The organism is Parasphingorhabdus sp. JC815 (assembly GCF_040717415.1).
In the GTDB taxonomy this organism is placed as follows: Bacteria; Pseudomonadota; Alphaproteobacteria; order Sphingomonadales; family Sphingomonadaceae; genus Parasphingorhabdus.
On record NZ_JBFEFM010000004.1, the window covers coordinates 317,454 to 331,413 of the forward strand.

A 13,960-nucleotide genomic window follows, 5' to 3' on the forward strand; every position below is an offset into this window, starting at 1 on the left:
TGTATGAAGCCATTTAGTATGAGGCCATTTAGTATGAGGGAAGCGCGACCCGTCCTTCTCCGGTTACTTCTGCAAGAATTGGACGGGCTCTTCGAGCAGCGCGAACCGGTATAAGATCGCCCAGACCTCCACTGCGATCTGCCTGCATAAGCCGCGAAATCATGAATCCGTGCTTCTCCACCACCAGCAGTACCGGCTGTCCACGCTTTACCATCCGTTCTGATCCCGTGCGGTGGCCCGGATTGACTTCGTCGGCCAATGGCACTGAAATGCGCCAATCAAGTGGTTCGCACCGTATGAGAGCCAGGCTCTCGTCTCGTTTTTCGAAAACCGGCGCTGCTAGACATTTTTTTAGCTTTAACCGCCGGTCAATGCCATACCGCGCGCCGCCAGTCACACCTTGCGGTTTACCCAGAAAATCCTGCAATTGCTGTTCAAGCGCCGAGAGATTTTCCACGTCCTGACCCTGCGCCGGGGAGGCGATCAGACATAATGACCCGCACAGTACGTATATCTTCCTTATTAGCATATTTGCTCCTTAACATTCTCATCTCTGTAAGAAGCAAAGCACGTGCCATAAGGTAATCGAACATGATGCAGAGTGGAATCGCACATGGAATGAGGCCGTTAGCGGCTCGGTTGCAGACCATATTTGTGAACCAACTGTTTTGGAGTGACAAGAAAATGGCGCCGAACGCCAAATAACTGGCGCATATTTTTGACGCTTGGGACGATTTATATCGAGAAAAGCGCTAAATTTCGCGGAATTTTGACTTTGGCACACGCCTTGCGAAGTCATTGAGTACGAACGAAAGTCAGGCGCTCTATTCTTCCAAACGGACGCCGCAAAAGCATATTTTACTTCGCAAAATGGAGCATCGGTTCCGCATATGGATAAAATTTTCGGTATATATGGAGACGCGCTCACACTGCGCGAACGACGAATGAACATGCTGGCATCCAATATCGCCAATGCAGCGACACCCAATTATAAAGCGCGTGACCTGAATTTTGGCAAAGCTATGGCTTCACTGGCGGACGGCGATGCGCTGGATAACAGCCATATCGGTTACCGTGTGCCGCTTCAACCTGCGATGGATGGCAATACGGTGGAGCTTTCTACCGAACAAACACAGTTTGCCGAAAATGCGGTGCAATATAGCACGGCATTATCTTTTCTGAATGGCCGGATTAACACGCTACGCCGCGCGATGACGGGGGAATAGATGCCCGGTTCAATAAACAGCCCGATGAACATATTTGACGTTGCCGGGCGCGCCATGGCCGCTCAGCTAACGCGGCTCAACACCACCGCCTCCAATATGGCAAATGCCAGATCTGTCGCGAGTAGCGAAGCCGATGCTTTTCGCGCGCTCAAACCGGTATTTCGCACCCATGCCAGCAGTCCTGACATGGCGACGGTTGATGTCGAACGCATTGTGCAGTCCGATACTCAGCCAAAAAAACGGCACGATCCAGCCAATCCTATGGCTAATGCCGATGGCTATGTTTGGGAGGCCGGAGTCGATGAACCGACCGAGATGATCGAGATGATCGAAACTGCCCGGCAATACCAGAATAATGTTCAGGTCTTGCAGACTGCAAAATCATTAATTTTGGAAACCATCAGAATGGGGGAATAATGATGATGATATCCGCTTTAACACCGACGGTAACTAGCGCAGGCAATAGCTCATCAAACAACAATCTTGATCAAGCAGCATTTCTGCGTCTGATGACGGCTCAACTTAAAATGCAGGATCCGTTTGAACCGCTGGACAGCAACCAGATGGTCGGCCAGATGGCGCAATTTTCTACCGTTGCCGGGATTGAGGAAATGAACGGCTCTTTGCGTAAACTGTCGCAAAACAGCAGACTTGGCGATGCATCAAACTGGCTGGGCCGCAATGTCCTGTTGCCCGGTAATATAGCTATTCCCGACGATACAGGGCAATATGCTGGGGAGTTTGTCCTGAATGCTGACGCAGCAAATTTGTCGATAGATTTCCTCAATCAAGCCGGAGAGATTGTTCAAGCAATCGAGCTGGGCAAACAAACCGCCGGACCGATAGCATTTGAATGGGATGCAGTAGACGGCAAAGGACAGCCACTAGATTTTGGCGTGCTTAAGATACGGGTGAATGGCGGGGATATATCCAACCTGTCATCCTGGACGACCGTAGACGCGGTGCAGTCTCCCGCAGATGCCGCCAACGCGCGCCTTTTAACCCCGCGCGGTGAATTCGCAGTCTCGGACGCTATCCGGCTTAGTTAACAATCACTTCCACAGTCTTTTTTCAGGAGAAATCACATGTCTTTCTATACCTCGCTATCCGGCCTTAAAGGCGCGCAAACCGACCTTTCGACCATATCCAACAATGTAGCCAATGCCGGGTCGACCGGGTTTAAACGCAGCCGCGCAATTTTTGGCGACCTTTTCGCCGCTGCGCCAACCCAGTCGACCAAAACTGTCGCCGGTCAAGGCGTCCGGCTGAACGGCATTACCCAACAATTTTCTCAAGGCACGCTGGAAGGCACCGGCAAAACACTAGACCTTGCCATAGCAGGTGACGGTTTTTTCGCGGTGCGCGGCCAACCACCGCGCGAAGAACTTAGCTTTACCCGTAACGGCGCATTCGGGGTCAATGTTAACCGCGAAGTGGTCGATACATTAGGCAGTAAAGTGCAGCTTTTGCCCGTTGACGTAAACGGCAATATTCTCTCCACAGCCATTGTCGACATGATTGACTTCACGCTCCCCGAATTTGACCCTCTCGATCCCACTGCCGCTTTAGCGAATATTACCATCGACAAAGCTGGCCTTGTCACCGCCACTTATGCAAACGGAAATACTGGTAACCTGGGGTCGATAGCCATGTCATCCTTTACCAATGTAGAAGGTTTGCGCCCCATTGGTGACGCCCATTGGCAAGCAACCGGCGAGAGTGGCAATCCACAAATCAATGCAGCCGCCACAGGTTCTCTGGGCGAAGTTCGTTCCGGTACTCTGGAACGTGCCAATGTTGACCTGACCGAAGAGCTTGTCTCGCTCATCGGGGCGCAGCGTAATTTTCAGGCCAATGCACAAGCAATTGAGACCGCTAATACGCTGACCCAGACGATTATCAACCTTCAGGTCTGATAGCTCAGGGAACAAAATATGGATAAGATGATCCACAGCAGCCTTTCCGCCATGCAAGGTATCATGGCCCGGCAAACGGCTATAGCCAATAATATGGCCAATGCCGGCACAACCGGCTTCCGGGCAGAAATCGTCAATGCAAAAGCAAGGCATCTTTCCAGCGAGCAATTGGACAGCCGCGCCATTGCATATGAACGGGTTTTGGCGGCTGACCTTGCCCCGGCATCTGTGACCGCTACCGGACGGGCGCTGGACATTGCGCTAAACGGGGACGCTATGCTGTCGGTTCAGGGCAGCGGCGGTGAAACCGCCTATACACGGCGCGGCGATTTACAGCTCAGCGAAACCGGCCTTGTCACTACCGGGGCCGGTGATCCGGTTCTGGGCGAAAACGGGCCGCTTATCCTGCCGCCTGCTGATAAAATTAGCATAGCGAAGGATGGCGGTGTCTGGATAATGCCGCAAGGCGGGGTTGATGGAGAGATGCAGCAGGTTGACCGGCTGGCACTCGTTTCCTTCACCGGCAGCGATATTGTCAAAGGCAATGACAATCTGTTCCGGGTTCGCGGCGGTGGTACATTGCCTGCCGATGCCGACGCGCAGGTAACCGCTGGATCGCTGGAAGGGTCTAACGTCAATATGACTGCATCACTGGTCGATATGATCGAAGTCAGCAGGGCATGGGAAACACAGGTTAAATTGCTGACCACGGCAAAGGATCTCGACACAAGCGGAGCCAGCCTGATGCGCTTGCCCAATATGTAGGGCCGCAGATTAGATGAGAGGAATAAACTATGAGTAACGGAGCCTTGCAGGTCGCCCGTACGGGACTGGACGCGCAGAATAGCAAAATGCGTATCATCGCCAATAATCTGGCGAACGTGAATACCACTGGCTTTAAACGCCAACGTGCCAGCTTTGAAACTTTGGTGTACCAGCATAATATTACCCCCGGCGCGCCGTCCGATGCACAAAATCAATATGCTATCGGGCTGTCGCTGGGTACGGGTGTCGCGCTGCAAGGGACAGCGCGTATCGAAACACAAGGCCCATTGCAAACTACCGGCAACGCGCTTGATATTGCCATAGAAGGCTCCGGTTATTTTCAGGTGGAAATGCCCGATGGCCGGATCGGCTATACCAGAGCAGGAAATTTCAGCCGGACCGCGGAAGGGACTATTGTCACCGCAGGCGGCCTGCCGCTTATCCCGCAAATCCAGATACCCGAAGGAACCACCGGGCTTTCCATTGGCAGTGACGGTACCATTTCTGCTGCGCTGGCGGGAGAAACGGAAATATCCGAGCTGGGAGTGATAGAAACGGCTTCATTCGTCAATCCGGCTGGCTTGAAGCCGGTGGGAGACAATTTGTTGGTCGAGAGCGAAGCCAGCGGAAACCCACAGATTGGCGCCGCCGGACAGGATGGTCGTGGACGTTTGCGAGCAGGCACGTTGGAACAATCCAACGTCAATATTGTCGAGGAATTGGTCGATATGATCGAAACCCAGCGCGCTTATGAAGTGAACAGCAAGATGATCTCCGCCACTGACGAGATGCTGCAGTTTGTGAATCAGCAATTGTGAGCGGTTACGTGATGAAAAGCAGTCCGAGAAACAACAAGCTGGTGAAATCCGGGGCCGTCATACTTGCCATCTTTGCATTATCAGCCTGTTTTGGTGGAGCCAAGGATGGGCCGCAGCCCGGTTTTGAGCCTGTTTTCGCGCCCGAAAATACCGCTATTTCGCAAAATAACGGCGCCATATTTCAGGCTACAAACGGCTATGCTGCGCTAACTAGCGGGATGCGCGCTGCCATGGTGGGGGATGTTCTTACGATCCAGCTTGTCGAGCGCACAACAGCAAGCAAAAGCAACAGCGCATCCACCAGCAAGAGCGGAGGCTTTGGCCTATCCCCACCCACAACCGGGCCGTTGGCATTTTTTGACCCCAGCGACATAAATATTAGCGGCGATCAGTCGTTCTCTGGATCTGGACGGGCTGCACAGACAAACAGCCTGTTTGGTGAAATCAGTGTCACGATTGCGCGAGTATATCCCAATGGCACCATGAAAGTGAAGGGCGAGAAATTGCTAAACCTGAACCGCGGAAAGGAATATATCCAGATGACCGGTATCGTGCGTCCAGCCGATATCAGTGTGGATAACCGTATATTATCCTCCCGGGTAGCCGATGCAAAGATCAGCTTTGCCGGTTCCGGAGAAATTGCCCGCGCCAGCAAACAGGGATGGTTGCAGAAATTCTTTTCCACCATTTCACCTTTTTAGCCAGATGAATATTATGAAGATCCGTTTGTCATCCTGTTTCTCCAGAATGCTGTTCGGCATGGCGATGGTTGCGGTGCTGTTCTCGACAAATCCAGCGGACGCCGCACGTATAAAGGATATTGGTACTTTTCAAGGTCTACGCACCAACCAGTTAACCGGCTATGGTGTGGTCGTGGGGCTGGCCGGAACGGGTGATGATAATCTCGAATATGCCACTCAAGGGATTAAGGGCACGGTTTCACGATTTGGACTAACGCTACCGCCGGGCGTAAATCCCACCCTTAAAAATGCAGCAGCCGTTATTGTTACGGCCGAACTGCCGCCCTTTGCCAAGCCGGGGCAACGGCTGGATATTACTGTATCGGCGTTAGGCAAAGCCAAATCCTTGCGCGGCGGAACATTGATTATGATGCCCCTGCGCGGTGCTGATGGGCAGATATATGCCATGGCACAGGGCAATCTGGCGGTCGGAGGCCTTGGTGTTGAAGCCAATGATGGTTCGCGGACATTGATCAATATTCCCAGCGCAGGGCGAATTCCGGGCGGCGCGACGGTAGAGCGCAGCGTCATGACCGGCTTTGCCAATACGCCAGACCTGACATTCAATCTTGCTGAACCGGATTTAACCACTGCATTACGCGTAGCCGATGCCATTAACAACAAGTTGGGGGCCGCTACTGCCATAGCTATTGACGCCGTATCTGTTCAGATCCGTACCGAAACGGGTGCGGCAAATCGTATAATGCAAATGGGTCTGATCGAGAATATCGAGGTCACACCTGCAAAAGCACCCGCCCGTGTCATCGTAAACGCCCGCACCGGTACAGTCGTTATCAATGACATGGTCCGCATCACTCCGGCAGCGGTCAGTCACGGCAAGCTGACCGTCAAAATCCAAGAAAATCCGATGATTGTTCAGCCCGCACCGTTCAGTAAAGGGAAAACCGCCCTCGAACCGGATAGTGACATAGTGGTTGAGGAACAGGACGCTCCGATGTTCAACTTTAATCGTGGTGCCTCTCTGGCAGAGATAGTCGAAACGATCAACGCAATCGGTGCCACGCCGGGCGATCTAGTCGCAATATTGGAAGCCCTGAAACAAGCCGGAGCGATGAAAGCGGAGTTATTGATCCAATGACGAATTCAACAGCAGCAGCGTCGATCGGTACCCCCTCTTCGTTACAGCCACGCGTATCTACGGAGCGAAAAGATCTGGAACAAGCCGCACAGGCTTTTGAAGCGATATTTGTGCGTAGCATGATTGGTGCCATGCGCCAGGCCAGCCTTGGAGACGATCTGATGGGTAATAATGGCAGCGACCAATTCCGCGACATGATGGATGCCCGCGTAGCTGAAGAAATGACCAAGAGTAATAGCGCCCATATAAATGGGGCGCCGAAAAAAGGGCCACCTACAAAGGGTCTGGGCATTGCTGACATGCTGATCACACAATGGAAGGACAGATTATGAGCGATATATTTTCCATCGGCCTATCAGGCATCCGTGCTTACCAACAGGCCCTGTCAACGGTTTCGTCCAATATCAGCAATTCAGAAAATCCCAATTATGTGCGCCGTGATCTAAGGCTTGGCGAACTGGGTTCAACCGGTGCAATCAGTCCTTATTACATCAATCAGCTTAATTCCGGCGGTGTCGACGTGAACGGGATTGCGAGGGCAGCCGATCCTTTTCTGGAAGCCAATGTCCGTTTGACCGGAGCATCGCTCTATGGCGCGGAAACGCGGGCGCGCTGGATGGCAAATGTTGAAACCACCCTGAATGATAGTGACCATGGGGTCGGGGCCAAACTGACTGCGCTTTTTGCCATGGGTGAAGAACTGGCCGGATCACCGTTTAATAGCATATTACGCAACCAGTTTATCAGCGATATTGATTCCGCTGTTACGGTTATCAACCGGACTGCGGACGATCTTGCGACCGTGTCGGGCCAGATTATTGGTGCGGCGCAGCAAGAAGTGACCACGCTTAATGAGGCGCTGGATAATCTCGCCGAGACCAACATTAGTCTACGCGCCGCTGCTGACGGATCAATAAAACAGGCAGCTTTGCTGGATCAGCGTGACACTGCGCTTGCCGTGATTAGCGAACGTATGGATGTAACAATCAGCTTTGCCGACAAGGGTGTCGCAAATATCGACTATGATGGGCAATCAATGGTTGATATTGGTCAGGTCAATTCTGTGTCGGTTGCGGTTGGCGGTGATGATAGCATCGGGCTGGTCATCAATGGAGCGGCTGTGACCGCCCCCTCGCGCGGATCGTTAGCCGCTCTGGTTTTAAGCGCTGACACCAATATAGACCGGCGCACGGAACTCGATAATCTGGCTACCCAATTTGCCGCTGATGTAAACGGCTGGCAGGCAGCCGGGGAAACAGATGGCGGGACAGCAGGCCCGGCGCTTCTTGACGCCACGGGCGGGGCAGCAGCATTGATACTGCTTTCCGATGATCCGGCCGACCTGGCACTCGCTTTGCCGGGCGGACCTGCCAATGGCAATATCACAAATTTCGCGGCTCTGCGCGGACCGGCTGGCGTTGAACAGGCGTGGACGAATATTATCGGCGCGCAAGCCATTACAACCTCATCCGCACAAAACGAAAATGTCGCCGCCATGACGCAGCATCAGGCCGCGCGTAATGCACGCGACAATCTTTCTTCCGTTAATCTTGACCGGGAAGCCGCTGATCTTCTGCGTTTTCAAGAGGCTTATAACGCCTCTGCCCGCGTCATTCAGGTTGCCCGCGAAACCATGCAAAGCGTTCTGGCTATATTCTAGAAAAGGAATTTCTGATGCAATCCGTGAATCGAATCCGGCCATCCAATGATGTTCTGCTACAACAAGAACTCGCACAGCGCATTGCCGACCGTCAGGAACAAATTGCTACAAGACGGCGGATCGACCGCCCTTCGCAAGACCCCGCCGCATGGGCTCAAATTTCCGATACCGCAAAGGTACAGGCCAATATGGGAGCATGGCTACGCAATATTGATCGCGGACTGTCTATCGCAGGGCAGGCGGATGCAGCTATGTCCGAAATCAATACCCAATTATCCAGAGCAACCGAACTTCTGGTTTTGGCCAGCGGCGACACGGTATCCCTAGATGACCGGGAGACTATTGCTCAAGAAATCGAAAGCATCGGGCAAACTATTACAAGTTTGCTGGATCAGGAAAATGCGTTCGGACGCCCGTTGTTCAGCCTCAATCCGCCACTGGAGATACCGATTGATGAAAATGTGACTGTCAATGCAGCGCCATCCAGAGCAGAATTTGCCGCACTGGAACCCTTACTCATCACTATCGCAAACACCATTCGCATAGGCGATGCAAATCAGCGCAGTAATTTGCTCAACCCGCTGAGTTTACAAAGCAGTATCACAGCCAATATATTGGGCAATCATGGCATAGAAACCGACAGGTTGCTGCAGGGCGCAGCTCGGCTTGAGGACCGCCGGATTGACATAAGCGAATATCGTGCATCGCTGGAAGAAACCGACCTGACCCTTGCCATTACCGAGGTACAGAATCTGCTTATCAACCTAGAAGCAGCGCAGGCGATATATACCCGGATCCAGCAATCCTCCCTATTTGACCAAATCCGCTAAAAACCTGCCGGATCGATCCGTTTTATGAACAGGGCGGATGGCTGCGTAGTGCAGGAAACCGGCCCGAAAATCTTAGACAGGAATCATGAATGTTTGCAGCGATCGGTATCGTCATCCTCTTGGTCATGGTCTTTGGGATATTCACATTTTCCGGCGGTGATATTGGTGCGGTCATGCTCGCGCTGCCCATTGAAATGGGAATAATCTGCGGAGCTGCTATTGGCGGCCTGATAATCGGCAATAATATTGCTGGTCTCAAAGCCATATTGGGCGGAGTTGTGCAGGTTTTCAAAGGGCCGCAATATGGCAAATCCGACTTTCTTGATTGTATCTTTCTCGTCTCTAAACTGATGAAAATATTACGCGCAGATGGTCCCTTGGCATTGGAGCCACATATTGAAGACCCGCAAGCATCGTTGATATTCGCTGAATATCCCCATCTCTTGGCCGATAAAAAACTGATCGCCCTGATTTGTGATACGCTTCGGCTGGTGGTGGTATCATCCGGCACGCTCGACACACATGCGGTTGAAGAGGTGATGGATAACAGCCTCAAAACCAACCATGATGAAGCCATTGCTCCCGTTAATAGCCTTCAGAATCTGGCTGACGCTTTGCCTGCGCTGGGTATTGTCGCAGCGGTTCTTGGTGTGGTTAAAACCATGGGCGCAATTGATCAGCCGCCGGAAATCCTGGGCGCCATGATCGGTTCTGCTCTGGTTGGGACATTTTTGGGTGTGTTGCTGGCTTATGGGCTGGTTGGCCCGATGGCTAGCCGTGCGCGGCAGGTCATCGAAAGTGACGGAGCGATTTATCATGTCGTAAAACAGATAATCATCGCCTCACTTTATGGTCATCCACAGCCATTGGTAATTGAGGCTGCACGCTCCGGTTTATTACAGGTCAACCAGCCTGCCTTCTCCGATGTGTTTGACGGAATACGCGGGAATTAAATATGGCGCGCGGTAACAATATATCCAATCAAAGACCGATAATCGTCAAAAAGATTGTTTCTGCGCCCCCCGTTGTCCATCATAACGGGGCATGGAAAGTGGCCTATGCCGATTTCGTTACCGCAATGATGGCATTTTTTCTGCTGATGTGGTTGATAAGCTCAACCGACGAGGCAGGGCGAAAGGCGCTGGCAGAATATTTCACACCGACACTGGTCGAAATGAAAAAGAATAATGCTGGCGGGAAGGACTTCTTTGGCGGTAATTCAATTCTTTCCGATCAGGATTACCGTGACAGCGCCGGACAGATCGGAGCGCAGGCAATCCCCACTCCCAAAGACAGTAGCGCCGCCAGTAACATGGGTTTCAAATCCCTGAAGCATCAGGACCGGGAAGAGTTCGAAAAAATAAAACAGCGCGTTGCAGCACGGCTCAATAAGGATCAGTCGCTTAGAAAGCTGAACAAAAATATCCGTTTCACCGAAACACGGGAAGGCTTACGGATAGAATTGATTGATGAATCCGATTTTTCGATGTTCGCGCTTTCGACTGACACATTGCTGCCTCCGGCACGCCGGTTGCTGGTCGAAGTAGCCAAAGCCATTCGGCCCGTGTCCAACCCCTTGATGGTAAGGGGGCATACCGATGCGCTGCCATTTCCATCCGGACGCACGATGAACAACTGGATGCTATCCACCGCACGGGCCGAGGCAACCCGCAAGGCGCTTGAGCAAAACGGGATCGAGGCGCAAGCATTCGCCCGGATTGAAGGGGTCGCAGACCGGGAGCCCTATGCCCCGAATGATATTTATGATCCGCGCAATCGCCGGATCTCCATTACATTGGGCTGGCAAAAAACACCCCGCTAAGACTGAAGTATCAGCGAAGCTCGCAAGCCTCCTTCAGCACGGTTTTCAAGCACCACATCACCGCCATGATCCCGGGCTATTGCACGCGCCAGCGTCAACCCCAATCCCGATCCGCCGGTTTCGCGGTTGCGCGATTGCTCGGCGCGAACAAACGGATCAAACATAGCGGGAATCCTATCATCCGGAATGCCGGGACCGTCATCATCAATATGGATCACCAGCTTATCATCAGGTTTATTAACTGTCTTATCCACAGAGATAACAGCTTTCCTGCCATACTTCACAGCATTGCCGATTAAATTGCGTAAAGCCCGCCGGATAAGTGTCGCGCGGATATCAGCCGTTATCCGCTCGCTCCGTGTGAATGAAACATCCGCGCCCATGTCATTATATTCGTCTGCAACCGTTTCAATCAGAGCGCTGATATCGGTTTTCTCTGCTGTTTCCTTGGATCTACCCAGTCGGGATAGCGACAGAATATCGTCCAGCGTCCGGTCCATATCGTCAATCCCGGAAATCATGCGGTCGCGCTCATCGTCATCCTCGATGTTTTCCACACGAACACGCAGCGCGGCCAACGGAGTGCGTAGGTCATGCCCGATCGCCCCGAGCATGACATCTTTTTCATCCAACATCGCCCCCACCCTTTCGTTCATTTCATTAAAGGCGGCGATGAGATGTTTTGTATCTGGCGGTCCGATTTCTTTAATCAGTGCACGCGAACCCGGTGTAAAATTTTCAGCTGCTTGTGTAAGAGCTTTTAACGGACGCGATATATAGCGGCCCAGCCAGATGAGCGGGATCAGCAATATCAGATATATAACCACCGTCTGAAACAGCAGTGATCTGATAAGCCGGGGATTATTATGTCGAATGGCCGATGCGATATTCAGCCATTTTCCATCCTTAAGTTGAGCGGAAATGATAATGAAACCGTCAATTTTATCGGATTCTTTGTGATACCCGACAGACCTTAACCGCCGCCGCTCTCCGCGCATACCAATAACGCTGTTCTTCATATTGAGCGGAAGCGTATCAACCCGTGCGACTTTTACTGCCTGCAAATTAACACCCAAATTCTCAAAAGCTCTAGCAGCTCGCTCTTCTGCGACGGACAAACGCTTGTGTCCCGCACCAAGGGCACTTTCTTCGGTTACGCTGGGTCGATATCTTCGGAATCTCGCAGTTCCGTCGCGCCGGTAACGGGGTTTTCGAAATCCCCGTTCGTCAATCCGTTCAATTTCACCTGCAATCCGGACGACAGCAGAAACCGATGCTTCTACCATCTTTTGATTCTGCGCTCCGCGATATAATAATGCGATATTGATCGCCTGGGCAATGAGCAGCGTAAAAGCGACCAGCGCCAAAAGCTGCCCTACCAGATTTTTAGGGAGCAACCGTTTCATAATGTTTTAACATCACCCGCAAGAACATATCCGCCACCCCACACAGTTTTGATTATTTCCGGGTTTTTAGGGTCGGCCTCTATCTTGCGGCGCAGGCGGCTAATCTGATTATCAACGGCGCGGTCAAAAGCATGCGCCTCACGCCCTTGGGTAATGTCGAGCAATTGATCACGGTTCAGCACCTGGCCGGCTCGCGAAAGCAATGCCAAAAGCATCTGATATTCGCCGCTAGACAGCGGAACCGTTACGCCCTCATGATCGGTCAAACTGCGTTGATCAGTTTTTAATGTCCACCCGGAAAACTGGTAAATAGTCCCGCTTCCCGGTTGCAAACCATTCCCATTAGTGGTTCGCCGCAGCACGACTTTTATCCGTGCGACCAATTCTCGCGGACTAAACGGTTTGGTGATATAATCATCTGCGCCCAGTTCCAAGCCAACGATGCGGTCCAGTTCTTCGCCTTTCGCGCTAATGAAAATAACAGGTATTTCGGTTTTGTCGCGCACATGTCGGCAAAAGCTAAGGCCATCTTCGCCGGGCATCATGATATCGAGCAAAATTATGTCAAAATTAAACGCGTTCATCACCGAACGCGCCTGACTTGCGTCGCTGGCCTGTTGAACACGAAAGCCTTGTTTTGTTAGATATTCAGCCAATGGCTCCCGCAATGTGGCTTCGTCATCAACTAAAAGTATATGCGTCTGTCCTGACATAAAGCAGCCCTAACACAGGTTGGCCGAAAAAGAACGGACCACCGGCTGTCAAAGGGGGGAGGGATGTTGCCGGTGATCCGTTCACAAAAGAGTGGTTCAGGGATTAACCGCCTCTTTTATTCCGTTTCGCGCGTCGTTCATTGCGATGTGCATCACGGGCGGCCTTGCGCTCTTGGGCGGTGACTATGCCGTCGCCGTTCGTATCTGCTTTGTCATAACGCGCCATTGCCGCCGCTTGAAATTCGGCTTTGCTTATCACTTTGTCACCTTTCATGATCTGGTGCATCATGCGCTTGCCTTTGCGGCCTTCTTTGCCCCAATGTTTTCCGCCATGCTTGCCACCGCGCTTGCCGCGCATATTTTGTAGTTCTTCGGGGCTCAACATACCATTGCCGTCAACATCAGCGCGCGCAATGCGTGCCGCTTTACGTTTGGCGCGATAGGCATCCATTTCCGCTTGGGAAACGCCTCCGTCACCATTGGTATCCATTGCTGCGAAACGCTGTGCACGGCGGGCTTCATGGTCAGCTTTGGAAAGCTGACCATCCTTGTTCACGTCCATTTTTTCCCACCGCTTCTCCAATGCAGCGGTCATTTCAGCGCGAGTTACCTGACTGTCATTATTGGTATCAGCCCGCATCAGGCCTTTGCCCGGGGCCGCAATTGCAGTGCCGCCTGCAACCAAAAGCGCTGCTGCGCTGGAAATCAAAATTGTCTTTCTCATAATATTCATCCTTGTCCATTCAATATGGAAGACGATCCTTGTTGGCCGCCATGAACATCGTTCTAAAGGCAATATGTCCCGCAAGTTTGTCAAAACAGGATAAAATTGTCGCAAATTGTATCAACTGCTGCGAACCGTTCATTTAATAGAAAGTTTGCGGCAATGTGTCGTAAGATCGCTCAATACTCGAGATCAACAGCTAAGCCGGTGCAAAGCATGATTATGATTTCAGGATTATATC

The 13,960-nt window shown here is 52.1% G+C and carries 17 protein-coding genes; 13 read left to right on the forward strand and 4 right to left on the reverse strand.

What is annotated here, in order from left to right; genetic code table 11:
• Positions 1-28: 28 nt before the first annotated feature.
• A complete protein-coding gene (locus AB1K62_RS11445) occupies positions 29-529 on the reverse strand; it encodes a flagella basal body P-ring formation protein FlgA (RefSeq protein ID WP_367003668.1) in 501 nt (166 codons plus the stop codon).
• Between the two features lie 361 nt (positions 530-890).
• Here AB1K62_RS11445 and AB1K62_RS11450 point away from each other — a divergent pair, with 361 nt between their 5' ends.
• The 13 genes from AB1K62_RS11450 to AB1K62_RS11510 all read left to right on the forward strand — a co-directional run bounded on the left by AB1K62_RS11450 (position 891) and on the right by AB1K62_RS11510 (position 10,876).
• Complete coding sequence (locus AB1K62_RS11450) at positions 891-1,226, forward strand: flagellar basal body protein (RefSeq protein ID WP_367003669.1); 336 nt, start codon at positions 891-893, stop codon at positions 1,224-1,226.
• The gene (gene flgC / locus AB1K62_RS11455; RefSeq protein ID WP_367003670.1) at positions 1,227-1,643 is read left to right on the forward strand and encodes a flagellar basal body rod protein FlgC; all 417 of its coding nucleotides are present in this window, start codon (positions 1,227-1,229) and stop codon (positions 1,641-1,643) included.
• On the forward strand, positions 1,643-2,275 hold the full coding sequence (locus AB1K62_RS11460; RefSeq protein WP_367003671.1) for a flagellar hook capping FlgD N-terminal domain-containing protein: 633 nt from the start codon (positions 1,643-1,645) through the stop codon (positions 2,273-2,275). The genes flgC and AB1K62_RS11460 overlap by 1 nt, the downstream gene beginning before the upstream one ends.
• A gap of 36 nt (positions 2,276-2,311) precedes the next feature.
• Complete coding sequence (locus tag AB1K62_RS11465; protein WP_367003672.1) at positions 2,312-3,142, forward strand: flagellar hook-basal body complex protein; 831 nt, start codon at positions 2,312-2,314, stop codon at positions 3,140-3,142.
• Between the two features lie 18 nt (positions 3,143-3,160).
• Positions 3,161-3,907: a flagellar basal body rod protein FlgF gene (flgF, locus tag AB1K62_RS11470; protein ID WP_367003673.1), complete on the forward strand. Its 747-nt coding sequence runs from the start codon at positions 3,161-3,163 to the stop codon at positions 3,905-3,907.
• 29 nt (positions 3,908-3,936) lie between these two features.
• Positions 3,937-4,725: a flagellar basal-body rod protein FlgG gene (gene flgG / locus AB1K62_RS11475; protein WP_367003674.1), complete on the forward strand. Its 789-nt coding sequence runs from the start codon at positions 3,937-3,939 to the stop codon at positions 4,723-4,725.
• Between the two features lie 11 nt (positions 4,726-4,736).
• Positions 4,737-5,426 (forward strand): flagellar basal body L-ring protein FlgH, encoded by a 690-nt coding sequence (locus tag AB1K62_RS11480; protein ID WP_367003675.1) that lies wholly within the window; start codon positions 4,737-4,739, stop codon positions 5,424-5,426.
• 13 nt (positions 5,427-5,439) lie between these two features.
• Positions 5,440-6,564, forward strand: a complete 1,125-nt coding sequence (locus AB1K62_RS11485) for a flagellar basal body P-ring protein FlgI (RefSeq protein ID WP_367003676.1) — start codon at positions 5,440-5,442, stop codon at positions 6,562-6,564.
• On the forward strand, positions 6,561-6,896 hold the full coding sequence (locus AB1K62_RS11490) for a rod-binding protein (RefSeq protein WP_367003677.1): 336 nt from the start codon (positions 6,561-6,563) through the stop codon (positions 6,894-6,896). The genes AB1K62_RS11485 and AB1K62_RS11490 overlap by 4 nt, the downstream gene beginning before the upstream one ends.
• A complete protein-coding gene (gene flgK, locus AB1K62_RS11495; RefSeq protein WP_367003678.1) occupies positions 6,893-8,224 on the forward strand; it encodes a flagellar hook-associated protein FlgK in 1,332 nt (443 codons plus the stop codon). The genes AB1K62_RS11490 and flgK overlap by 4 nt, the downstream gene beginning before the upstream one ends.
• A gap of 14 nt (positions 8,225-8,238) precedes the next feature.
• A complete protein-coding gene (locus tag AB1K62_RS11500) occupies positions 8,239-9,054 on the forward strand; it encodes a hypothetical protein (protein WP_367003679.1) in 816 nt (271 codons plus the stop codon).
• A gap of 89 nt (positions 9,055-9,143) precedes the next feature.
• Positions 9,144-10,007 carry a flagellar motor stator protein MotA gene (motA, locus tag AB1K62_RS11505; RefSeq protein ID WP_367003680.1) on the forward strand — a complete coding sequence of 288 codons (864 nt, stop codon included), beginning with the start codon at positions 9,144-9,146 and terminating at the stop codon, positions 10,005-10,007.
• A gap of 2 nt (positions 10,008-10,009) precedes the next feature.
• Positions 10,010-10,876, forward strand: coding sequence for a flagellar motor protein MotB (locus AB1K62_RS11510; protein ID WP_367003681.1), 867 nt, complete (start codon positions 10,010-10,012; stop codon positions 10,874-10,876).
• On the opposite strand, the gene AB1K62_RS11515 is transcribed toward AB1K62_RS11510, so the two are convergent.
• The 3 genes from AB1K62_RS11515 to AB1K62_RS11525 all read right to left on the reverse strand — a co-directional run bounded on the left by AB1K62_RS11515 (position 10,873) and on the right by AB1K62_RS11525 (position 13,719).
• A complete protein-coding gene (locus AB1K62_RS11515) occupies positions 10,873-12,282 on the reverse strand; it encodes a HAMP domain-containing sensor histidine kinase (protein ID WP_367003682.1) in 1,410 nt (469 codons plus the stop codon). The genes AB1K62_RS11510 and AB1K62_RS11515 overlap by 4 nt on opposite strands.
• Positions 12,279-12,995 carry a response regulator gene (locus AB1K62_RS11520; protein WP_367003683.1) on the reverse strand — a complete coding sequence of 239 codons (717 nt, stop codon included), beginning with the start codon at positions 12,993-12,995 and terminating at the stop codon, positions 12,279-12,281. The genes AB1K62_RS11515 and AB1K62_RS11520 overlap by 4 nt, the downstream gene beginning before the upstream one ends.
• A 103-nt stretch (positions 12,996-13,098) precedes the next feature.
• On the reverse strand, positions 13,099-13,719 hold the full coding sequence (locus AB1K62_RS11525) for a hypothetical protein (RefSeq protein WP_367003684.1): 621 nt from the start codon (positions 13,717-13,719) through the stop codon (positions 13,099-13,101).
• Between the last annotated feature and the right edge of the window lie 241 nt (positions 13,720-13,960).

Excerpts from the sequence above, each read along its gene's own strand:
- flgF (WP_367003673.1), top strand. The coding sequence starts at position 3,161 with ATGGATAAGATGATCCACAGCAGCCTTTCCGCCATGCAAGGTATCATG.
- flgC (WP_367003670.1), top strand. The coding sequence starts at position 1,227 with ATGCCCGGTTCAATAAACAGCCCGATGAACATATTTGACGTTGCCGGG.
- AB1K62_RS11515 (WP_367003682.1), bottom strand. The coding sequence starts at position 12,282 with ATGAAACGGTTGCTCCCTAAAAATCTGGTAGGGCAGCTTTTGGCGCTG.
- AB1K62_RS11490 (WP_367003677.1), top strand. The coding sequence starts at position 6,561 with ATGACGAATTCAACAGCAGCAGCGTCGATCGGTACCCCCTCTTCGTTA.
- AB1K62_RS11510 (WP_367003681.1), top strand. The coding sequence starts at position 10,010 with ATGGCGCGCGGTAACAATATATCCAATCAAAGACCGATAATCGTCAAA.
- AB1K62_RS11485 (WP_367003676.1), top strand. The coding sequence starts at position 5,440 with ATGAAGATCCGTTTGTCATCCTGTTTCTCCAGAATGCTGTTCGGCATG.
- AB1K62_RS11500 (WP_367003679.1), top strand. The coding sequence starts at position 8,239 with ATGCAATCCGTGAATCGAATCCGGCCATCCAATGATGTTCTGCTACAA.
- AB1K62_RS11460 (WP_367003671.1), top strand. The coding sequence starts at position 1,643 with ATGATGATGATATCCGCTTTAACACCGACGGTAACTAGCGCAGGCAAT.
- AB1K62_RS11450 (WP_367003669.1), top strand. The coding sequence starts at position 891 with ATGGATAAAATTTTCGGTATATATGGAGACGCGCTCACACTGCGCGAA.
- AB1K62_RS11520 (WP_367003683.1), bottom strand. The coding sequence starts at position 12,995 with ATGTCAGGACAGACGCATATACTTTTAGTTGATGACGAAGCCACATTG.
- flgG (WP_367003674.1), top strand. The coding sequence starts at position 3,937 with ATGAGTAACGGAGCCTTGCAGGTCGCCCGTACGGGACTGGACGCGCAG.
- AB1K62_RS11465 (WP_367003672.1), top strand. The coding sequence starts at position 2,312 with ATGTCTTTCTATACCTCGCTATCCGGCCTTAAAGGCGCGCAAACCGAC.
- flgK (WP_367003678.1), top strand. The coding sequence starts at position 6,893 with ATGAGCGATATATTTTCCATCGGCCTATCAGGCATCCGTGCTTACCAA.
- AB1K62_RS11525 (WP_367003684.1), bottom strand. The coding sequence starts at position 13,719 with ATGAGAAAGACAATTTTGATTTCCAGCGCAGCAGCGCTTTTGGTTGCA.
- AB1K62_RS11480 (WP_367003675.1), top strand. The coding sequence starts at position 4,737 with ATGAAAAGCAGTCCGAGAAACAACAAGCTGGTGAAATCCGGGGCCGTC.
- motA (WP_367003680.1), top strand. The coding sequence starts at position 9,144 with ATGTTTGCAGCGATCGGTATCGTCATCCTCTTGGTCATGGTCTTTGGG.
- AB1K62_RS11445 (WP_367003668.1), bottom strand. The coding sequence starts at position 529 with ATGCTAATAAGGAAGATATACGTACTGTGCGGGTCATTATGTCTGATC.